Origin of the sequence: Rhizobium sp. R693, assembly GCF_002211315.1 — a bacterium.
GTDB lineage: Bacteria > Pseudomonadota > Alphaproteobacteria > Rhizobiales > Rhizobiaceae > Rhizobium.
In genome coordinates this window covers 263,583-284,649 of sequence record NZ_LOKY01000023.1, presented here as the reverse complement: position 1 = coordinate 284,649, position 21,067 = coordinate 263,583, and the positions used below count along the sequence as shown (strand labels likewise).

The window sequence follows — 21,067 nt, the reverse complement described above, 5'->3', positions numbered from 1 at the left end:
GGTAGCGATGTTCCAGAAAATTCTCATCGCAAACCGTGGCGAGATAGCCTGCCGGGTAATCCGAACCGCCAGGCGCATGGGGATCGCGACGGTGGCGGTCTATTCGGATGCCGATGTCGGGGCACTGCACGTCGAGATGGCGGACGAGGCGGTTCGCCTTGGGCCGGCCAGTGCGCAGGAAAGCTATCTCTCGATCGAACGGATCCTTTCTGCGGCGGAGCGGACTGGTGCCGAAGCCATTCACCCCGGCTACGGGTTCCTCTCGGAGAATGCCGATTTTGCTGCAGCTGTAGAGGCCGCCGGCATTGTCTTCATCGGACCGCAAGCCTCCTCCATTCGTGCCATGGGACTGAAGGACTCGGCAAAGGCGTTGATGGACCAGTCGGGCGTGCCCGTTGTCCCCGGCTATCATGGCGAAGAACAAAATGACGGTTTTCTGGCTGATCAAGCGACCCTGATCGGTTACCCCGTGCTCATCAAGGCCCGCGCTGGCGGCGGCGGCAAGGGCATGCGCCGTGTCGATAGTGAAGAGGATTTTCCCGAAGCCCTCGCTGCCGCACGGCGCGAGGCGAAAGCCGCCTTCGGCGACGACGCCGTGTTGATAGAGCGCTATCTCATTCGCCCGCGCCACATCGAGGTTCAAATCTTCGGGGATCGACATGGCAACGTCGTGCATCTTTTCGAACGCGATTGTTCGCTTCAGCGCCGCCATCAGAAGGTGATCGAGGAGGCGCCGGCTCCGGGGATGACGCCGGAGATGCGCCGCGCGATGGGCGATGCCGCGGTGCGTGCGGCGCGTGCAATCTCCTATCGTGGCGCCGGCACTGTGGAGTTCATCGCGGATGTATCGAATGGCCTTTGGCCGGATCGTTTCTACTTCATGGAGATGAATACCCGCCTTCAGGTCGAGCATGCGGTCACCGAGGCGATCACCGGGGTCGATCTCGTCGAATGGCAATTGCGTATTGCCGCCGGCGAGCCGCTGCCGAAGAAACAGTCGGAGCTCGAAATCTACGGTTGGGCATTCGAAGCGCGAATTTATGCCGAGGATGCGGCCAAAGGCTTTCTGCCTGCGATAGGAACGATCAGGCATCTGGATTTTCCTGACGTTACGGCGCGGATCGATGCCGGCATTCGTCCCGGCGACACGGTCTCCGCCCATTACGATCCTCTGATCGCAAAGATGGTTGTACACGGGCCTAGCCGGAGCGTCGCCCTGTTGCGACTGACCCGGGCTTTGCAGAACTCACATGTTGTCGGCGTCACCACCAATCTCGACTTCCTCGGCAGACTGAGCGTGCAGGAGGAATTTACTGCTGGCCATCCGGATACCGGGCTGATCGATCGTAATCTTCAATCGCTGACCGCCATCGAGCCGCCAGCGGACACCGTCGTTGCTCTCGCTGCCGTCCTGTCGTTGGGCGCGCTTGCGCCATCATCGGATGGCGATCCATGGCTGACGCTGGGGCACTGGCAGCTGTGGAGTGAAATGCAGCGTATCGTCGCCCTGACCTATGAAGGCGGGCACTCAACCCTGCGGGTTGCCGCCAAAGGGTTCGATTTTTTTGCCGTGCATGACGGCAGGAGGGTCATTCCGGTGAAGATCGTCAGCCGGCAGGATGACGGATGCAGGGCGGAGGTCGATGGCCGACAGGTCCAGGTCAAGGCAAGTGCGGCAGCACATCACTTGGTGGTCAGCGTCGACCACAGGACGCATGTGTTTCATCTTGGCAACCCGCTCGATTTCAGCGCGGCTGACGTGGCGGATGGCAACAGGCTGATCGCCCCGATGCCGGGTTTCGTGAAGATCGTGCGCACGAGGTCGGGGGCGGAAGTCTCCAAGGGCGATGCGCTTGTCGTCATGGAGGCCATGAAGATGGAACTCACGCTTGTCGCTGCCCGCGACGGCACGGTGGAGGCTGTCGAGGTGAGCGAAGGACAGCAGGTCGATGAAGGCGCGGTGCTTCTGACACTCCGGGTAGAGGAGACGTGATTATGCAGCCCGGAGAATCCACACTGCTGCCGCGGGATGTCTCGATCGTCGAGATGGCGCCGCGCGATGGCCTCCAGAACGAGAAGGACCTGATACCGACGGCGACGAAGATCGCCCTGATAGATATGATCTCGGAATGCGGTTTCGAGCGAATCGAAGCGACGAGCTTTGTCAGCCCGAAGTGGGTGCCACAGCTTGCCGACGCCGCCGAGGTGATGGCTGGTATCAAGCGCAGGCCAGGGGTGCGCTATGCAGTTCTGACGCCGAATATGAAAGGGTTCGAGGCTGCAATGGCCGCGGGCGCGGACGAAGTCGCGATCTTCGCTTCCGCCTCGGAGAGCTTCTCGCAACAGAATATCAACTGTTCCATCGCCGAGAGCATCGAACGCTTTAAGCCGGTTGCCGAAGCAAGCCGTGCGCGCGCCATCCCGATGCGTGGCTATGTCAGCTGCGTCGTCGAATGTCCCTACGAGGGAGCCGTTTCGCCCGATGCGGCGGCACGCGTCGTCGAGAGCTTGCATGCATTGGGTTGCTACGAGATCAGCCTGGGCGATACGATTGGTAAAGGACGACCGGAAGAGGTCGATCAGATGCTGGTGACCGTCCTCTCGTATGCACCCGCGACGATGCTCGCCGGTCACTTCCACGATACCGATGGCTGGGCCCTCGACAATATCGATGTTTCCTTGAAGCACGGACTGCGGGTTTTCGATGCGTCGGTTGGCGGATTGGGCGGTTGCCCTTATGCACCGGGCGCAAAAGGCAATGTCGATACGCTGGAAGTCGCACAGTTCCTTTCCCGAAAGGGGTACCGAACCGGGCTCTCTCCGGAGAAGCTCGAAGAGGCTGCGCGTTTTGCCCAAAGCCTTAGGAGCGCAGGATAATGCCGGAAACGCTGATGATTTCGATCGACGAACGGGGTGTTGCTCGGCTTACGCTGAGCCGCGAAGACAAGCACAACGCAATGTCCGCCGAGATGATCGACGAATTGACCGAAGCTGCAAGCACTCTCGGGTCGGACAGGAATGTGCGCGTCATCGTGCTTGCCGGGGCGGGAAAGAGCTTCTGTGCCGGCGGCGATCTCGAGTGGATGAGAGTCCAGTTCAAGGCAAGCCGGGCGGAGAGAATCGCCGAAGCCCGACGACTGGCGATGATGTTCAAGGCATTGAACGAGGTTCCGAAGCCGCTCATTGGCAGCGTCCAGGGGAACGCTTTCGGCGGTGGGGTCGGGCTGATCAGTGTCTGTGACACGGTTATCGCTTCGGAGGCCGCACGTTTCGGTTTGACAGAGGTCCGGCTTGGCCTGATACCGGCAACGATCAGCCCTTATGTCGTGGCGCGGATCGGCAGCCCAGCCGCTAGATCCCTGTTCGTATCAGGGCGAACGTTTGATGCTGCCTACGCCAAGTCGATCGGTCTTGTCGTTTCCGTTGTTGCGCCCGCCGGTCTCGATCGCGCGGTCGACAAGGAAATCGATGAATTCATCGCGGCCTCGCCACAAGCTGCTGCACGCGCCAAGGCCCTCGCGCGTTCTCTCGCCTCGCCTATCACGGACGAGATCATCGACAGCGTGATTACTCAACTAGCAGACAGTTGGGAGACGGAAGAGGCACAGGCGGGCATTGCCGCCTTCTTCGAAAAGCGTCGATCGAATTCTTAAGCGGCAGCTCGGACTGTGGGAAGAGCTTGGGATCAAATTGAAAGCGACGCATTCTGTCCAATGGTTGAGAGGGGATTGCCGGCAAGGCCGACACAGGAGAAGCGAGATGATCAGGTCCGCACGTGACTTCGGAACTGCCGTCACAAAAAAACGCAAGGGACTCGGCAGGACTCAAGCCGAGCTTGCAACCCGCTCCGAGACGGGGGAGCGTTTCATCGTCAAACGTGAACCCGGCAAGCCGAGCTGCCGGCTTGAAAATGCTTTGATCGCCGCGCACACCGTCGGGATCGAGATTGGAGATCTCAACGCGACGCCACCGTCGCCGGTCGCTGCTTAAGGATGATCTCCGTTTCCTGTATAAAACTCCAAGCGAGCAACTTGTCTCGCCTCCATCCATCGTCAGCTTACCAAAAGTTCAATGGTGATCAAGTTCAGGATTTTAGCCTTCCCGATCGGGAGGATTCCCCAGATGGATGCGATTCCTTCCTCTTCGGTAAGTTTTCATGGATTCTTGAAAATTCTTCCTGTACGGTAAGCTCTACATAAGGAGAGCGTATCATGATCCGTTCGGCCGCGGAGTTCGGCGCACTTGTTCGAGAAAATAGGAAAAAACAGGGATGGACTCAAACCCAGCTAGCGGAACGCTGCGGGACCGGTGAACGCTTCATCGTCGATCTGGAAAACGGCAAGCCCAGTTGCCAACTCGAGAAATCCCTCATCGCGGCCCGAACGGTCGGCATCGATCTCGGCGACCTGAAAACCGCAGCACCGCCTGCTGCAACGGATGCCGATGACGATCTCGGCTATCTGCCCCGTTTCTCCTGATCAGGCGTCGCCGTGACCGCGATCTTCTACGAGACATTGCCCGTTGCCAATCTCATCGACCGCGATGGGATTTCGCTCACCTACGAGCCAAGCTGGGAACAACGCGCTTCGGCCTTCCCGATCTCGCTGACCATGCCCTTGCGATCCGGCACGTACGGTGCTGAGCGGGTTATGCCCTGGCTTGCCAATCTTCTTCCGGAAACACACCTCTCCGAGATCGGTCAGCAGTTGAAGGTCTCGCCTCAGGACATTGTCGGTCTTCTCATGCGTCTTGGCCGCGATACCGCAGGAGCCTTTTCGATCGGAGAACCACGCCGAGACGGAAATAATTTCCGCGTCGTGCCGGACGAGGCAGCGCTTGAGCGGATTCTGAATGAACTGCCCGAGCGACCTTTCCTGGTCGGAGAACAGGGCGTGTCGATGTCGCTCGCCGGAGTGCAGGATAAACTGCCTGTCTACCTTGCTGCAGATGGCAAGATCGCCATTCCCGTCGACGGCACGCCATCCACGCATATCCTGAAACCCGACATCAGACGCCTAACCTGCAGTGTTCAGAATGAAGCCTTCTGCATGACCCTCGCCAGGTTGTGTGAACTGGAGACCGCCGAGGTGACGACCGGTAGAGCCGGCAAGCGAGACTACCTGCTGGTCAAGCGCTATGACCGCATAGCCGACCCTCAAGGCACGATCCGCCGGATTCATCAGGAAGATTTCTGCCAGTTACTCGGCCTGTTCCCGTCGGAAAAATACGAGCGGACTGGACTTGGGCATCGGGGCGGTGCATCGCTCGTCCAGATGTTTGACGCGCTGGCGCGTTACGTGTCGCCCGCCGAACGACTGAAGCTCTTCGACGCCGTCATGTTCAACATCCTGATTTGCAACTCCGACTCCCACGCCAAGAACTATTCCGTTCTCGTCGGTGCCGCAGGGACAGCCAAACTCGCGCCGCTCTACGACCTGATGTGCGCGGCTGTCTATCAGCAGGTTGACCAGTCGCTTCCTCAGCAGATCGCGACAAAGAGCAATGCCAACGAACTTCACGGCAATGACTGGCGGCATTTCGCAACGGCCGTCGGCCTGAGTCCTGCTGTCGTGACAAAACGGATACGGGAGCTTTCCGACAGGGTTGCCTCAAAGCTCGAAGAGGCACTGGGGGAGACAGAGCGCTATCCCTCATTTCATCGAGATTTTGGGGCGAACATCGTGTTTCTCATTCGCAAGAGGTGCCAGCGGATCGGACGACAGGCTATCGGCTAGCCCGTATTCGCCCTGCCCCGAGCTTTGACGTCGATTGAGACAAGACAGAGGATGGACCTGATCTTGTTGGCTCCAAAAAGCTATTCCGCGCGTGTTGGGGTGGAACCGGATTTTCCGAAGCAGCGGTGACAAAAACAGGTTGTTTGGTCGTTGTCGATGAAAAGGTCTCGCGATCAATCGCGAGCTCGGCATTAGGGACGCGCTACCTGATTAGCGGAGGTGTCCGTGCATACTCACGAACACCCGACGGCAACTATGAAGTGCATCTGTCAGGAATTTACGAGGAAACCCAAGGGCTTGTGGGTAATTGGGGAAGAGTGACACCCAACGAATGGCGGAGAGGGTGGGATTTGAACCCACGATACCCTTGCAGGTATGCCGCATTTCGAGTGCGGTGCATTCGACCACTCTGCCACCTCTCCGCGGTTTGGTCGGCGCTTGTTCGGCGCGGTGGGCTACATAGCGACAGAATGACGGGCTGGCAAATTGTCTCTCCGGAACCGGCAGTGTGGCCGAGGCGTGCCGTCTCAAGAGATAGGAACGCCTCGAAGCTTTGCAGCCGAAATCAACCGCTCATGAACGCCACCAATCGCCGGCGAAATCATATAGCCATCCCGCAGGTCGCCGATCATCACCGATTGGTCTCGCGGAGCCACTAGCCAATGCAATCCGATCAGCCCGCAGATCAATGCATCGAGCTTGTCTTGATCCGACTTCCTTGGCGCTTCGTGGCTCGCCACAACCGAACACCATTCGTCAACATTCCGCAGTGAGTTCGACACGCCGAAGCGCCTGACGGCCTCCACGACTGCCTGCCAATCGTTAATTCTGAAACGCTTCCGGTTAGCCGGGTTGTATTTCGGAGCAGCCAACCTTGAGCAGAAAGCACGTTCGATAGATGCGAGCGCCAGCGCCGGAAAGACTTCGAGCAAAAACGTGCCACTCGATGCTATTCGTGCCAACTCGGGATCCTCCGCCGCACCCAAGGTCTGCTTAAAGCTCCAAATTGGTGCGACGTCATCGAACATACCTATTTTCGACCGGCTTGCAGGTTGGACGCCGCCTCCGATCCAAGAAATCAACGATCCCGCGACTTTGTCTACCGGGCGTGATCCGGTAAGATTCGGAACAATCGTCGGCTGATCGAGAGCGATCACGCACCTTTGCGCTTCATTGGCTTCGTCTTTGATGACAGAGAGCGCTTCCGCAAACGATGCAAGCCTAGGCGCAAGACGAAGGTGCGCGCTGCCATGATCCAGACGAATAACACATACCGCTCCGCGAGCTTTGGGATTATCGGTCCAGGCAGAATCAAAGCCGACGATGGATGTTTTCACAATCATAGCCTATGACCATCTAAGCTTGGGGGGAATCGATGGGGATACCACTACAATATAGCTTGGACATTCCGAGACGCTGCCTTGATCTGCTCGATGTGTGCGAACAGCAAATAGCACGAAACGAAGTGCATGCCCGCCGATACGGTGGTCCGCTCGACACAACCCTCCTTCTTGCACTCGCGTCCCAGATGATACTCTTGCCAATAGAGCGCATCACGAAGCACCTGGGCGGCGACGTGCTGGGCTATACAGATGATCGGCAGCTATTGCCAAAAGTGGGCGAGTCTCTGCGTGAGAAAATCCGCAAACGAAGTCTTCGTGACAATGCACAGCTCGCGGGATTCGATTGGTCATTCATAGCCAACAGTGAAGTGTTCCCAACGTCACAAGGCGTCCCCCACCGCATTGCGGAGGTGTTGGTCGAGGAGCGCGCGCATCAAGCTGCGCAGCACATGCCTATGGATCAGTTCATGTCCTGCCTGCGTAATTCACTGGCGCACGGAGGCGTTATGTATCTCGACGGAAACGGCTACACCTCGCACTCAACAGCTGAGATGTTGCTTTTTGTCAGCGCCAAACAATCACGCCCTGAGCCGTTTGTTGATGAAAGCACCGGGAAAATTGTGGTTCCGCAACCCGTCACCGAAGCGCTGCGGTTGTTGAGAATCTCGACCAAGGACTTCCGCAATTTTCTGTATGCCTGGAATGAATGGCTGGACGAAACAGGAGTCTCGCAGGAGATTGCCGCGTAACGTGTTCTCTACTGACTGCACAGATGTTTGGATTTAAATAATGGCTACACTCACTCTCTCGCAGCTGGAAACCCATCTCTGGCGGGCGGCGGATATTTTGCGGGGATCGATCGATTCTGGAGATTACAAGCATTACATCTTCGGTCTCCTCTTCTTCAAACGCCTGTCCGATGTTTGGGAGGAAGAGTATGAGGAGCGGCTGGCGCGTTACCACGATGCCGATCTTGCGGCCGATCCGGACGAGCACCGCTTCGATATTCCCAAGGGTCATTTCTGGAAGAATGTGCGCAAGCACACGACCGATATCGGCACGCATCTGAACGCTGCCTTCCGCGCCATTGAAGACGCGAACATGAAGCTGCGCGGCGTCTTCCAGGATGTCGATTTCAACAACAAGGAGCGCTTTCCGGATGCCATGCTGGAAAAGCTGCTGCAGCATTTCGAGACCTATCGGCTGCGGAATTCCGATGTCGAGCCGGATGTGTTGGGCCAGGCCTACGAATATCTGATCGCGCAGTTTGCCGATGACGCCGGCAAGAAGGGTGGCGAGTTCTACACGCCAAAAATGGTCGTGCGGCTGATCGTCGAGTGCCTGAAGCCGGACGAAGGCATGTCGATCTATGACCCGACCTGCGGCTCCGGCGGCATGCTGCTGGAGGCCGTGCATCATCTGGAACGGCAGGGCAAAAACCCCAAAAGCCTGTCGCTGTTCGGCCAGGAGCGCAACCTCAACACTTGGGCCATCTGCCAGATGAACCTGTTCCTGCATGATATCGATGACGCCGCTGTGGCGCGCGGCGATACACTGCTGGAGCCGAAACACCTGACGGGTGACAGTGTGAAGGCCATCCGCACTTTTGACCGGGTGCTGGCCAATCCGCCGTTTTCGCTGAAAAGCTGGGGCCATGATGTCTGGTCGAAGGGCGACGCCTATGGCCGTGACCGGTATGGCTGCCCGCCGAAATCCTACGGCGACCTCGCCTTCGTGCAGCATATGGTGGCGAGCCTGAAGGAGGACGGCGTCTGCGGCGTGGTGCTGCCGCATGGCGTGCTGTTTCGCGGCGGTGCCGAAGGCAAGATCCGCGAGGGGCTGATCAAGGATGATCTGGTGGAGGCGGTCATCGGCCTGGCGCCCAACCTGTTTTACGGCGCGGGCATTCCGGCTTGCGTCCTGATCCTGCGCAAGCAGAAACCGGCGGCGCGCAAGGGACAGATCCTAATCGTCAACGGCGCCGAGCATTTCATTGAAGGCAAGGCGCAGAACCATCTCTCGCAGGATAATGTCGCCACGCTGGCGAGGGCCTACAGCGACTTTGCCAATATCGAACGTCTGGCACGAGTGGTGCCATCAATGGAAATCGAGGCGAATGACTTCAACCTCAACATCAGCCGCTATGTGCATCTGGGCGAAGAGTCCGAGGAGGTCGACGTCGCGGCGGAAGTGGAAAAGCTGGTCGAGCTGCAGGCAGAGCGGGATGCGGTGGAAGCGCGCATGATGGGCTTTTTGCGGGAGCTTGGTTATGTCGCGTGAGGTGCCGGAGGGGTGGACACCAGCAAGGCTTGGCGAGATTTGTCGTCCGAGACAATGGCCAACTATTCCCAAGAGTTCGTTCACTGACGTTGGATACACCGTCTATGGAGCTAACGGCCCAATTGGAAAATATCACTCATTTACTCATGAGCGAGAGACAATAGCCGTCACTTGCCGTGGTGCTACTTGCGGGGTCGTGAATCTAGTTCCCGCGTATTCATATATCACCGGTAACGCTATGGCGTTGGACGATATCGACGCCTCGACGGCAGAGCAACGATACCTCTATCAACTGCTCATCTATATTGGTTTTGATGGCGTAATATCCGGTTCAGCGCAGCCACAGATCACCGGGCAAGCCATATCTGCGGTGGAGATCTTACTTCCCCCGCTCTACGAACAGCGTCGCATCGCCGAGATCCTTTCCTGCATCGATGACGCCATTGCGGCAACGCGGGCGGTGATCGAACAGATCAGAAAGGTCAAGCAGGGCGTGCTGGAACGCCTTCTCACGAAAGGCATCGGCCACACGCGCTTCAAGCAGACGGAGATCGGGGAGATCCCCGAGGGGTGGCGGATCGGAACTCTGGGTTCAATAGCGCTGGGACTGGAAGCCGGTGTCAGCGTCAATTCTGAAAATAGGCCGAAGCAGCCTGGCGAGATCGGGATTCTCAAAACGAGTTGCGTATCGGCAGGAATCTTCGATCCAGAAGAACATAAGACAGTTCTGCTCGGCGAGCGTGATCGCGTCAAAATTCCCGTTAGGGGCAACCGGATCATCATCAGTCGCATGAACACACCGAATCTTGTCGGAGCAAATGGCTATGTCGAGAACGATATCGATGATCTGTTCTTGCCGGATCGATTGTGGCAGTTGAGCACAAGCGAAAATGCCCGTTGGCTCGCATGCTTACTTGCCTCTGATCAAAGCCGCGAGAGACTTTCTGCGATCGCAACCGGCACCAGCGGGTCGATGAAAAATATCTCAAAATCCAAGCTTCTTGATCTTCCTTTTGCGATCCCGAGCCAAGCTGAGCAGCAGGAGATTGCGTCGATCATGCAGGAAATTGATGCCTCAATCGAGGCAGGCAACCGAACATTGGAAGGCCAAATCGCCACGAAATCCGCCCTCATGTCCGACCTCCTCACCGGTCGCAAGCGCGTCACCGACGCCCTGCCCATGGCAGCGGAGTAAGCGCCCCATGAGCCACGGTCCCGAATGGCATTTTGCCGAGCGCCCGACGATCGAACATCTGGAGGTCATGGGCTATGGCTTCGTGGCGCCGGTCGAGCACGCAGCTCTTCGCGAAGGCGAGAACCAGGTTCTGTTTCGCCCGCACCTCATCGAAGCGCTGATGCGCATCAACGGGATCGACCGCGCCTCTGCCGAGGCAGCCTATGGCGAGCTTGCAGCGATGAGCGACAACGAGGCCTGGCTGAAAGTGCTGCGCGGTGACTATGCCCGCAAAGTGACCGGCCAGGAAACCCGCCAGACGCTGCGGGTGATCGATTTTCTGGAGCCCAGCAACAACCAGTTTTTCGTCACGCATCAGCTGCGCGTGAAGGCGGAGAATACGCGTAAGCCCGATGTCGTGATCTATGTGAACGGCATTCCGCTGGTGGTGATTGAGGCGAAAAGCCCGCTGAATGTGAAGGACAAAACCGGCGAGGCCTTCGAGCAGATCAGGCAATATGAGCAGGACATTCCGCGCCTGTTCTTCTCCAACGTCTTCAACATCGTCACCGACGGTGCGCTGGTGCTCTATGGCACGACCGGCTCCGGCTCCAAATATTACGCAGAATGGCGGGATCCTTGGCCGAAGGTGGAGGGTGATTTTCCCGACACGCTGGCCAAGGGTCTCTGGTGCCTGCTGGAGCCCAGCCGACTGCTCGACCTCATCGCGCATTATGTCGTGTTCGAAAAGACAGAGACCGGCACGATCAAGAAAATCTGCCGCTACCAGCAATTCCGCGCCGTCAACCGCATCGTCGAACGCGTGATCGAGGGCAAGCATCGTCAGGGGCTGATCTGGCACACCCAGGGCAGCGGCAAATCGCTGACCATGGTGTTTGCCGCGCTTAAGCTGAAGACGCACCGGACAATCCAGTCCGAGGCGCTGACGAACCCGAACATTCTGGTGCTGACCGACCGGGTGGATCTGCACAGCCAGATCAGCGGCACCTTTGTCGCCTGCGGCTTACCGAACCCGGCAGCGATCGAGAGCATTAGGGATCTGCACGCGCTGATCCGAAGCGGCAAGGACGGGCACACGGCGCTTTCCACCATCTTCAAGTTCCAGGGTTCGAAGGAGGCGATTGCCGACTCTGAAAACTGGATCGTGATGGTGGACGAGGCTCACCGGACCCAGGAAAAGGATCTCGGCGCCTATCTACGCGCCACACTGCCGAACGCCCGCTTCTTCGGCTTTACCGGCACGCCGGTGAAAAAGGACGACAAAGACACCTACCGGAATTTCGGCGTGGTCGGCGAAGGCTATCTCGACAAATACGGCATCGATGACGCCGTGGCCGATGGCGCGACGGTGCCGATCTATTATACCGGCCGCAAGACCGACTGGCACATCGACGAGGCAAAGATCGACATCCTGTTCGACACCTGGTTTGCCGAGCTGGACGACAACAAGCTGAACGAGATCAAGAAGCGCGGCGTGCAGATCGAGGATCTGGTCAAGCATCCGCGCCGCATCGAACTGATCGCCTACGATATCTGGACACATTTCAAGCAATATGCCCGGCCTGACGGTTTCAAGGCACAGATCGTCGCCATCGATCGCGAGGCGGTGATCCTCTACAAACAGGCGCTGACCAAGGTCATTGCCGAGGATCTTCAAGCCGAAGGCATGGAGCCCGCCGAGGCATTGGTCCGGGCCGATGCCATGTCGGCCTGCGTCTATTCGATCAACCAGGAAGACAGCAAGCCGAGCGAGGACGCCCACAAGCAGGCGATCCGCACCGAACTGAAGGCGCACTACCTGGATGCCGAAGCGGAAAAGCTGACGAAGAAGGCCTTTGGCCGCAAGGGCGATGACCCGCAATTCCTGATCGTCTGCGACAAGCTGCTGACCGGTTTCGACTGCCCGATCGAAAGCGTGATGTATCTCGACAAGCCGCTGAAGGAACACGGGTTGTTGCAGGCGATCGCCCGCACCAACCGCGTTTCCGACGCCAGGAAGCGCAACGGGTTGATCGTCGATTACATCGGTGTCTCCGGTCATCTGGAGGCGGCACTCTCCTCTTACCGCGCCGATGACGTGAAGAACGCCATGCGCGATCTGGATGACCTGCGCAACCAGCTGCGCGCCGCCCACTCCGCCGTCGCGGCTCTCATGAAGCCTCTCAAACGCAAGGCGAGCGACAAGGATGCGCTGAAGGCGGAATATGATGCCTTCGTGAAGCTGCTAGGCACCGAGGACAAGTGGTTCGACTTCAAGGCGAAGGCCCGCAGCTTCATCACGCTCTATGAGACGCTGAGCCCGGATCCGAGCGTTCTGGAGTTCACCGCCGATCTGAAATGGGTCGCGAACTTCCTGCTCTATGGCACGCAGCACTTCGAGAAGCGTCAGGCCTTAGACCAGATGAATTACAGCGAGAAGATCCGCGAGATGCTGGAGAAGCATCTGGAGGCGACGGGTCTCAGCGTGACGGTCAAGCTGCGCCACATCACCGATCCGGAGTTCTGGGAGGATTTCGATCCCACGGCCAAGACCGAGGAAGACCTGATGACGGCGGCGATCCGCAAGACGACGGAGCTGCGCAAGACCGTCACCGAGCGAATCGACGACAGCCCGCATCAATATGGCAAGTTCTCCGAGCGCCTGCGTCAGCTCTTGGAAAAGCTGGAAAGCGCGCAGCTCTCCTGGTCGGAAAAGCTGAAGGCAGCGGAAGAGCTGGCGAAGGACATCACGGCTGAGGACGCCGCCCATGTCGAAGCGGGTCTTTCTCCCGGCGCCTATGGCATCCTGCAGATCCTCAAAGGCTTCACCTCCGGGCCGGAGGGCGAGGCTCTGGCGATCCGCCTGGAAGGGCTCTACACAGACCCCGTCACCGCTCCATCAGGCTGGTGGGAGAAGGACGGACTGCGCAAGAGCCTGCGCCAGCAGGTGCGCTCAATGGCGCATCTGGCGGGTCTTACGCAGCTCAGGGAGATCCCGGAGGAAGTCGAGGCTTACGCGCTCAAGCATTTTGCGGAGCTGTGACATGGCCGTCTACCGCATCGGCGCCCAAGAGATCGAATACACCGTGCGGCGATCGCCCAAGGCCCGCAAGGCGAGCCTCAGCGTCACACCAAAATCCTTCGAACTCCTGGTGCCTGACAGCGCCACCGACGAACAGATCAGCGCCGTGCTGGACCGCCGGCGCGCCTGGATCATTGAAACCATTCAACACATGGCAGAACGCGCCAAGGCGCAAACGCGCGTCTACCACTTCGTCACCGGCGCCAAGATCCCCTATCGTGGTCGGATGACGAGGCTCACGATCGATCCCTTCGACGGCTCCCTCGTCGAGGTCAACTTCCGCAACGGCTTCCAGATCCGCAAGCCCGTCGACTTGTCGCCGGAGTCATCCGACACGATCATCGAGAGCGCGCTCAGGCTATGGCTGAAGCGCCGCGTGCGCGACGACGCCCGCGATTTTGTCCGCAAGCATGGCGAACGCCACGGATTGAAGCCACGCGGTGTGCAGATTAAGGACCAGAAGCACATGTGGGGCAGCTGCGGCCAGGATCGGCAGATCAACCTCAATTGGCACCTGATCTTCGCCCCGAAGCCCGTCTTGGAATACGCCGTGGTCCACGAGATGTGCCATCTGACGCACCGCAACCACGAGCCGGAGTTCTGGGATCTCGTCGGGCGCGTTCTGCCGGACTGGCAGGAGCGCAAGGCCTGGCTCGACAAGAACGAGCACATGCTGGGGTGGGAGAAGGTGGAGCCATCGGTATAACAGGCAGTATGCATTCTGTGACTCGAGGATGGTCACTGGCTGGCTCGGCGGTCGTAAGTGCTGCTTCGCAGCTCTCGACATGCCGAACGCTCAGGTGAGTCTCTCTGTCGATCCCGACCTACTATTCGATCCGGGCACTCCGCAGAACACGAGCCAGTGTTTTTGGATGGACCTGATACCTTGCAGCGACCTCAGAGATGGGCTCCAGGTCGATCTCGACAGCATGCCTTGCAGCGTCGGTCTGCACTTCGGTCATCGACGGGCGGCGTCCTATACGAGATCCTCGTGCTCTTGCCGCTTCCATCCCAGCCTTGGTGCGCTCGCTTATGATGGCTCGTTCAAATTCTGCCATCGCAGCCATCATGTGAAAAACCAACCGCCCGCCCGACGACGACGTATCAATACTCTCGGTCAGCGATCGGAAATCACATCCCCGCTTCGATAGCCCGTTCACGGTCTGAATTAGGTCGACAAGGGATCGTCCGAGCCGGTCAAGGCGCCAAACGACAAGCATATCACCGCGCTCGATTTGTCTGAGAGCCTTGCGAAGGCCAGGACGCTGGAAGTCAGCACCGGACAGTCCGTGATCGGTGAAGATCTCTGAGCAACCCGCCGCCTTCAACGCAGCAATCTGCATATCGAGGTTCTGCTCGACCGTTGAAACACGGGCGTAACCGACCAGCTTCATTTCCAATATCCTCACGCTCCGATCGCTGCTAAGCAATTGACATAAAGGAACCTTTTCGCTCTGTCGGTCATTAAATGGAGCTACTCCGGAAGCCCTTGAAACCGTAGGATGCGACCGGATCAGCAGTTACAGCTGATCTCTATCGGACAAAGGTTCCCTTTCGTTCTATCGGCTCGTCACCACTTGTCTGATAGGAAGAATCCCTTTGCTGCTGATCATTGGAGTTACCGGCGTCATATTAGGAGGCGCATGCGCCATTATCGCATCGAACAAGAACCGCGATGTCTTCGGCTGGTTCGTCCTCGGTTTCCTTTTCAACTTGATCGCCTTGATCGTCATCGCGGCGCTGACGCCATTGGACATAGCTAAGGCAGCGAAGGACGCTAGCTACAATCGTCGCTACGACAATGAGGTGTTGGAAAAGGATGAGCTTCGCAGAAAATCGGCCGACCTAGCTGCTTCGCTTGCACAGTCGCGCGCGAAGCTCAACAGCTGAAGCAAGCGGAGCATCAACACCTAACAACCATCAAGGACCAGATGGATCAAATACGCTCGACCAACTGGCCAACCCGTTCGAGCTCTATCTCCCTTTCGGTCGGGGACATAGACTTGGTTCGTTCGAGACCATCAGCGATCATAACCATCGCCTGACGGGCGGCACGATATGGCGGCCATTCGTTCGTTCGACATTGCTCCCATTCGCCGTCGTCGCCGATCCGGTAGAAAATATGGCTTTGTTCGTCGTCGCGTTGCATCAGGTCGAATCCTCTATCGATCTTCCAATTGCCGATAGATAGTCTGTAAGACGGAGGTTTGCGTGCTTTTTTTCGGCAGGAACTACAGAGACCATTGCGCAGGAATTCTACAAGTTTTTCCTACTGAACAGCATCATGTCTGCTCGCCATCGTGCCAGGCGCTGTTCCTGAGAATTCGATATTTGCTGGTCGCGCAAAGTGTATCAATCCTAATAACTTCTATATAGGTTATTTAATCTAGCAACTCTCAACCTGCTGCTTACCCTTTCCGACGATGTAAGCCGAAAAGCCGGCGGCCGCGCGTTCTCCGAGGTGTCTCAATGCAACGGTGACGCGGTCGTTTAGTTCATCGTAGGCGACGAGAGTTCCCCATTGCCCGCCGGCTACACGTGGAATTGGACGCAGGTTCAATCCACGTGCTTTCAGATCCAACCGTGCTTTCTTACGCACCTCTCTGAACCTGCGTGCAAGCATGTCATCCATAGTCTTCAATCCGATGACGCCCGCATTGGAAAACTTAGCTGTTCGTTGCCGGTCTTGCCACATGGCGATAGCTGCGCGCCTCCCCGGTCCCATCCTGGTTGCGTCTTCAAACGTAGGCAGCATGAAGCGAAAATAGCGTCCCTGGAGACGCGAGAAGTTTAAACGTTCCAGATCTCCGAGAGAGTGCACGCCCAGAGCCACCAATTCGGGCTGATCCAACGTCACCTCGATCCGCACGCGCTTTTTCTGCTCCTCCAACCGGTCAGCTGTCCCAGCGGCGATGTTTTGGGTGTCGATGACTTTGTCCATGATCCTCCACCGCGCCGCCGCCTCTTTTGCTCCCACGTAGTAGTTCGAGTCCACAAAGGGCGCGCGGTCTCGGTCATCGGAGACTAGAAAGTGCTCATTGATGCGATCAGGGACCCCAATCCGGCTATAGATCACGGACCTGGTAGCTTTAGGACCTCGACCAAAAGCAAAGCGAGGTCGGTCCCTGAGATTCATGATCACATCCCGACCGGTGACGAAATGCCTGGTCAGCGCGGTGAAAAGCTTAGCCCGCAAGACTTCGTCTGGTGTCTTCGGGGTGAAATCCACGCTGATCTCTATGGCACCGATGAGAACTGTCTCGCTGAGCGTGAATTTCTCATCCAGTTTCCTGCACACCTCGAGAAGGGTCTCTATGTCCGGCTCTTGGATGCGCACGTCGAAGCGATCTGACACTCCGCCCGGCTGTTCATTCGTTGGCTCGACGTGGGGCAAGCGGTTCAGGACGGCTGCTGCTTCCTTCTGCACCCATTGGAACTGGGTCTTCCGGGCGAATACGAAGCTGAGTTGCATCCAGTCGATGACTGCGGAAGTTGTGAACTGGGCAAACGAGATGACTGGGGCGAGCGCATATCTGCCCACCAGGCGCCGCTGAGTGTTCGCCAACGCGGTGCGTTGATAGTCCAGATGACCGACTAGCCGTTGTGATTTTACCGCGACGAGTGGGATCGAGAGCGCAGGATGGGTGTTTTCTTGAAGGTTCATTTCGATTTTGCCAGACGATTGGTCGGTGCAGGCGAGTGCCGGCGCTCTCTGTAGCATCGCCGCCGCATGGGTGGGAATGCCGATCTTTGTCGGACAGCAGTCTGCTGCAAGTAGCTGCTCGTGGCAGCACCCTCCGACATGTCACAGCACACTAGGACACACATGCGTCGCCTTTGACTCGAGGAGCGTTGCCAGCGCGCTCCGTTGGCTCGGTGCAAGTTCCATCTGCTTTTTCAACGGTGAGCGCTGGTGACGTTCTATGCCATCTTCTGACCGAGCGAGGTGACGAGAGCCCAACACGCCGGCATGGGTAGTCAGTGCCTTTGCTAGTCGTCAAATATGAGTCGCGCCGACCCTGGAGTAGAAGCTAACTGGTTTCCAGCGATGGGCTCGTCATTTACAAGTGCCCAGATCGTTACAACGCCACGGTGATTGCGCCGCTAAGGGTGCTCTTCCGTGCCATTGAGGAAAGATCTCATCGATCGCACGCTCGTGGTTGGACGACCAGCTGCTCGACTGTGTTTTTCGTGTTGCTCAGCAAGGCCTTCAGCGAGCCGAAGCGGGGCGCACGACACGGATCTTGTGAGATTGGTCTGAAGATCAAGTTGATCTGGTTGCGAGTGATACGCGCTCTCTGGTGTTACCTGCCGACGTCGTCAACGACTTCGCGGGAACACTCCCGGCTATGTTGACAGCTCAGAAAAATCTGAATTTCGAGAGATTTTTGTCAACGTAGCGTTAACTTACGTCAACATCAGTGTCCTTATTAGGATGGTCATTAGACAAAAAGCGGGGTTTTCGGCCGGGTTATGTTGACGGCTGTCAACATTGAGACTGTGTATGTTGACAGGCGTCAACATATTCGCGTGCAGAGGATGGGTAGTTTTGGAGGCGGATTGCTCAGCCAGCAGGCGGCATCATGTAGAGCGTCCAACGTATTTTCTAGGACTTCAATTTGCTGCTGACTGAGCGGAGAGGTGAGTATTACGCGAGCCGGGCGACCAGGTTATCAGCACTCAGGTGTGTATATCGCTTCAGCATTCGAAGTTCTTTGTGTCCCGAGATGCTACTGACTTCGATCACGTTCAGCCCGCGTTCGAATAGGCGGCTGACGCCCTCGTGGCGAAGATCATGAAACCTCAGTCCGGTTATATGTGCGCGTTTCAGAAGACGACGCCAAACCTGTTCAAATGAACCGGGAGCGATAGGAAAGACCGTAGTTTTATCTACCAGCGCGTTTTCCTTCCACCGAGACAGCGCGTCGAACGCACGCTGCGACATCGGCACCTCTCGATCCGTCCCATTCTTCGTCATCTCCAGTGTGATGACGCGTCGGTTGTGAGAAATGTCGGTCCACTTCAGACCGAGAATCTCGCTGCGGCGCATCCCAGTCTCGATGGCGACGATTAGCAAAGTCTTCATAAACGCTATCTTGCCACTGTCGCATCCGTCGAGGAGACGCTGCTCCTCGTCACCTTCCAAGCGGCGCTTACGTTCGTTCCGGATGATGGGGCGTCGAACCAGCTTGACCACGTTGCGGCTGAGAGGAAAGCCCCAGTCCCGCATTGCGACTTCGATGACGTGACTAAGAATTGCCATTTCGCGAACCGCGGTAGATGGAGCTACGCTGCTGAGGCGCTCGTCGCGGAACGATGCGACATCCGGTTGTGAAAGCCCCACAAGCGTCCGGTGTGTGATCTCGTGACGCTCAAGCACGTCGATGCGCTGGATCTCTTGCAGGCACCCACGCTTTGTTGGCGATACTTCGATCTTGTAACGTTTGAGCAAGTCGCCCAGTGTTGTGGTCTCCAGGATCTTAGTATCGGGTGCGGCTCCGAAGCGATCAACCTGGCTTTCTAGCTCACGTGCCCATTTCTCGGCTTCAGTTTTGCTGTCAAAGCTTTTTGCCCGGGGCTTCATACCGCGTCGCCGAACCTGTGCTTGCCAGCGGCCTCTAAGTTTTCTGATCGTCGCCATTTTGGTCCTCATGTGATGCTGTCGACCAATGCGTAGGACGCCCCGCAAGGGGTGCCAAGGATCATTCCGGCAACGCGAAGGCGCGGCGATGAACCGCTACCCGAGATCGAGATCGCCTGTGCCTTGCTCCCGTGAAGCCAATATCGTCTGATGTCGCGCAGGTGCCGGGCGTTTCATTCAGTTTGAGCTAGTAACAGCAGGAGCTTCAAGACGTGCTAACTCTACTTTCAAGGCTACAGGCTGGAACACTCGGCGAACTGCTCACCGTAGCAAAGCTGAACAGTCTCGGACACGCCGCCTATATCAGCCCTGAAGGCGCACCCGGTCACGACGTCATCGTAGTTATTGCTGGCCTGGCTAAGTCAATCGAGGTGAAGACCAGGCAATTCAGAACAAGCCCAGCGCAGGACATCACCCGCTGGCCAGTGAACATGACAACGAAGGGTGGCGCGGACTTCTTCATCTTCATCGAGCTGGATCTCAGAACTCTCACACCAACGTTCTACGTGCTGACTAACGCCCAGGCGCGCGCCACGTTTCGAGACTACATAGGCGGTGGGAATTGCTACCCGCCGGAAGTCAGGCGTCTGATCACGCCAAACGACTTCTCGGCCGTCCTTTGAGCCTTCTGAACGTCGCCATGTGATCTCGGGTGATTTCGATCAAGCGTAGGATCCAACGGGGAGCCAAGGATTATCTCGGCATCCGGACAGCGCGCCGGCAAAGATCCGCTTTAGGCGAACAGTCGTTCTGCTGCGAGCCAGCAAATTGTTGCACCTTCGCGAAGCACGAAGGCGCAAAGTTTGCGGTTCGCGGAACTTCAGCACTTCGAGTTCCATCGGTCGCGCTTTGAGTGTAAAGCGAAGCGACACAATTGCTGAATATTCGGAGACATAATGGCCAGAGCACCACAATACTACCTGGAAGGCGAAGAACTTACAGCTTCCCAGTTTCGGCGTCTGTCCAGAGCAAGAAAGATCCAGTCGATGGTCGAGTGGTTTTTCGACAACTTTGAAGATCCCGCAGAAAAGACGCCACACGTTTCGGCCGATGGCGGCTATCAATACATCTGGGGTGGCCCATACGAAGCGTCGGAAGAGCTTTATAGCCATTTTGGCGATGTCGCGAGCGAGGAACTGATCCAAGCGGCGGTAGACGAGGTGCAGAAGGATGGCCTTTTTGATTGGGCGCCAAAGCATATCGGTGACGATCTGCCGCCTGAGGACGAGGATCTGAACGGTCCGGGTGAAGACGAGGACTACAACAGGCCAGACGACGAAACTGCGGCGTTCCAGCTCGACGCTTTCCAGGATGATTTCGTCAATCCCACCCAGGTGGTAGCCACGCCCGAGCAGGCGGAAGCGCTGCGGCGCGAAATGCTTGCCCGGTTCGACCACCTGGAAGTGCTCGTGCGGGGCGAGAGAGAGCGTGCGCATCGATCGCATAATCACCCACCCGAACTGCTGGAGCGAGATCCACCGCTAACGGAAGGGCAGCAGCAGCAAGTGCTGGATCTGATCGCCGAGGCACGCCAGGAAGCGAACGCGGTGACACCCGATCCAGCAGTGGTTGTCCAAAAGGCGTCCATACTCCGCCACCTCGCTGGTATGTTTGCGAAGGGAATCGCATGGGCGATCGGCGGAAGCATTACGACCTTCGTCGGCAATCACGGTGCCGAGATCCTCGACAATGCGACAGCCTATGTGTCAACTCATCGCGGCGAGATTATCCATGCTCTACATGCGGCGGCTGATGCAGCAATCGCTTGGGCACAGCAGCTTCCAGCGCCCTTTTGAGGAAGGGAAGGATAGA

The 21,067-nt window shown here is 57.6% G+C and carries 19 protein-coding genes and 1 tRNA gene; 14 read left to right on the top strand and 6 right to left on the bottom strand.

Annotated elements, in window-relative coordinates:
- The first annotated feature begins 7 nt into the window (after positions 1-7).
- The 6 genes from ATY79_RS19050 (at position 8) to ATY79_RS19025 (ending at position 5,735) form a co-directional block, all read left to right on the top strand.
- Positions 8-1,993 (top strand): acetyl/propionyl/methylcrotonyl-CoA carboxylase subunit alpha, encoded by a 1,986-nt coding sequence (locus tag ATY79_RS19050; protein ID WP_088693127.1) that lies wholly within the window; start codon positions 8-10, stop codon positions 1,991-1,993.
- Positions 1,994-1,995: 2 nt separating this feature from the next.
- The gene (locus tag ATY79_RS19045) at positions 1,996-2,877 is read left to right on the top strand and encodes a hydroxymethylglutaryl-CoA lyase (protein WP_189638042.1); all 882 of its coding nucleotides are present in this window, start codon (positions 1,996-1,998) and stop codon (positions 2,875-2,877) included.
- Positions 2,877-3,653, top strand: coding sequence for a crotonase/enoyl-CoA hydratase family protein (locus ATY79_RS19040; protein ID WP_088704591.1), 777 nt, complete (start codon positions 2,877-2,879; stop codon positions 3,651-3,653). Before ATY79_RS19045 ends, ATY79_RS19040 begins: the two co-directional genes overlap by 1 nt.
- 106 nt (positions 3,654-3,759) lie before the next feature.
- On the top strand, positions 3,760-3,990 hold the full coding sequence (locus tag ATY79_RS19035) for a transcriptional regulator (protein ID WP_088704590.1): 231 nt from the start codon (positions 3,760-3,762) through the stop codon (positions 3,988-3,990).
- Positions 3,991-4,211: 221 nt separating this feature from the next.
- A complete protein-coding gene (locus ATY79_RS19030) occupies positions 4,212-4,478 on the top strand; it encodes a helix-turn-helix domain-containing protein (protein ID WP_088693124.1) in 267 nt (88 codons plus the stop codon).
- Between the two features lie 12 nt (positions 4,479-4,490).
- Positions 4,491-5,735 carry a type II toxin-antitoxin system HipA family toxin gene (locus tag ATY79_RS19025; RefSeq protein WP_088704589.1) on the top strand — a complete coding sequence of 415 codons (1,245 nt, stop codon included), beginning with the start codon at positions 4,491-4,493 and terminating at the stop codon, positions 5,733-5,735.
- A 332-nt stretch (positions 5,736-6,067) separates the two neighbouring features.
- Here ATY79_RS19025 and ATY79_RS19020 read toward each other — a convergent pair.
- Together ATY79_RS19020 and ATY79_RS19015 are read right to left on the bottom strand one after the other, a co-directional pair.
- A tRNA-Ser gene (locus ATY79_RS19020) sits at positions 6,068-6,157 on the bottom strand.
- Positions 6,158-6,262: 105 nt separating this feature from the next.
- A complete protein-coding gene (locus ATY79_RS19015; protein ID WP_088704588.1) occupies positions 6,263-7,078 on the bottom strand; it encodes a DUF429 domain-containing protein in 816 nt (271 codons plus the stop codon).
- A gap of 32 nt (positions 7,079-7,110) precedes the next feature.
- On the opposite strand from ATY79_RS19015, the gene ATY79_RS19010 reads away from it, so the two are divergent.
- The 5 genes from ATY79_RS19010 to ATY79_RS18990 are packed head-to-tail and all read left to right on the top strand — an operon-like array spanning position 7,111 to position 14,320.
- Positions 7,111-7,827, top strand: coding sequence for a hypothetical protein (locus tag ATY79_RS19010; protein WP_088704587.1), 717 nt, complete (start codon positions 7,111-7,113; stop codon positions 7,825-7,827).
- 40 nt (positions 7,828-7,867) lie between these two features.
- Complete coding sequence (locus ATY79_RS19005; protein ID WP_088704586.1) at positions 7,868-9,358, top strand: type I restriction-modification system subunit M; 1,491 nt, start codon at positions 7,868-7,870, stop codon at positions 9,356-9,358.
- On the top strand, positions 9,348-10,553 hold the full coding sequence (locus ATY79_RS19000) for a restriction endonuclease subunit S (protein ID WP_088704585.1): 1,206 nt from the start codon (positions 9,348-9,350) through the stop codon (positions 10,551-10,553). Before ATY79_RS19005 ends, ATY79_RS19000 begins: the two co-directional genes overlap by 11 nt.
- 7 nt (positions 10,554-10,560) lie before the next feature.
- On the top strand, positions 10,561-13,575 hold the full coding sequence (locus ATY79_RS18995) for a type I restriction endonuclease subunit R (RefSeq protein ID WP_088704584.1): 3,015 nt from the start codon (positions 10,561-10,563) through the stop codon (positions 13,573-13,575).
- 1 nt (position 13,576) lies between these two features.
- Positions 13,577-14,320 carry a SprT family zinc-dependent metalloprotease gene (locus tag ATY79_RS18990; protein WP_088704583.1) on the top strand — a complete coding sequence of 248 codons (744 nt, stop codon included), beginning with the start codon at positions 13,577-13,579 and terminating at the stop codon, positions 14,318-14,320.
- 121 nt (positions 14,321-14,441) lie between these two features.
- Here the strand turns inward: ATY79_RS18990 and ATY79_RS18985 are convergent, their stop codons facing one another.
- Complete coding sequence (locus ATY79_RS18985) at positions 14,442-15,008, bottom strand: recombinase family protein (protein WP_088704582.1); 567 nt, start codon at positions 15,006-15,008, stop codon at positions 14,442-14,444.
- Positions 15,009-15,213: 205 nt separating this feature from the next.
- On the opposite strand from ATY79_RS18985, the gene ATY79_RS18980 reads away from it, so the two are divergent.
- Entirely contained in the window at positions 15,214-15,504 is a 291-nt protein-coding gene (locus tag ATY79_RS18980) for a hypothetical protein (RefSeq protein WP_088704581.1), read from the top strand.
- A gap of 46 nt (positions 15,505-15,550) precedes the next feature.
- On the opposite strand, the gene ATY79_RS18975 is transcribed toward ATY79_RS18980, so the two are convergent.
- The 3 genes from ATY79_RS18975 to ATY79_RS18965 all read right to left on the bottom strand — a co-directional run bounded on the left by ATY79_RS18975 (position 15,551) and on the right by ATY79_RS18965 (position 19,255).
- Positions 15,551-15,763 carry a hypothetical protein gene (locus ATY79_RS18975; RefSeq protein ID WP_088704580.1) on the bottom strand — a complete coding sequence of 71 codons (213 nt, stop codon included), beginning with the start codon at positions 15,761-15,763 and terminating at the stop codon, positions 15,551-15,553.
- 237 nt (positions 15,764-16,000) lie between these two features.
- The gene (locus tag ATY79_RS18970; protein ID WP_088704579.1) at positions 16,001-17,278 is read right to left on the bottom strand and encodes a hypothetical protein; all 1,278 of its coding nucleotides are present in this window, start codon (positions 17,276-17,278) and stop codon (positions 16,001-16,003) included.
- A gap of 984 nt (positions 17,279-18,262) precedes the next feature.
- Complete coding sequence (locus ATY79_RS18965; RefSeq protein ID WP_088704578.1) at positions 18,263-19,255, bottom strand: site-specific integrase; 993 nt, start codon at positions 19,253-19,255, stop codon at positions 18,263-18,265.
- 212 nt (positions 19,256-19,467) lie between these two features.
- On the opposite strand from ATY79_RS18965, the gene ATY79_RS18960 reads away from it, so the two are divergent.
- Positions 19,468-19,878, top strand: a complete 411-nt coding sequence (locus tag ATY79_RS18960) for a hypothetical protein (protein ID WP_088704577.1) — start codon at positions 19,468-19,470, stop codon at positions 19,876-19,878.
- A 273-nt stretch (positions 19,879-20,151) separates the two neighbouring features.
- The gene (locus tag ATY79_RS18955) at positions 20,152-21,051 is read left to right on the top strand and encodes a hypothetical protein (RefSeq protein WP_088704576.1); all 900 of its coding nucleotides are present in this window, start codon (positions 20,152-20,154) and stop codon (positions 21,049-21,051) included.
- Positions 21,052-21,067 lie beyond the last annotated feature (16 nt).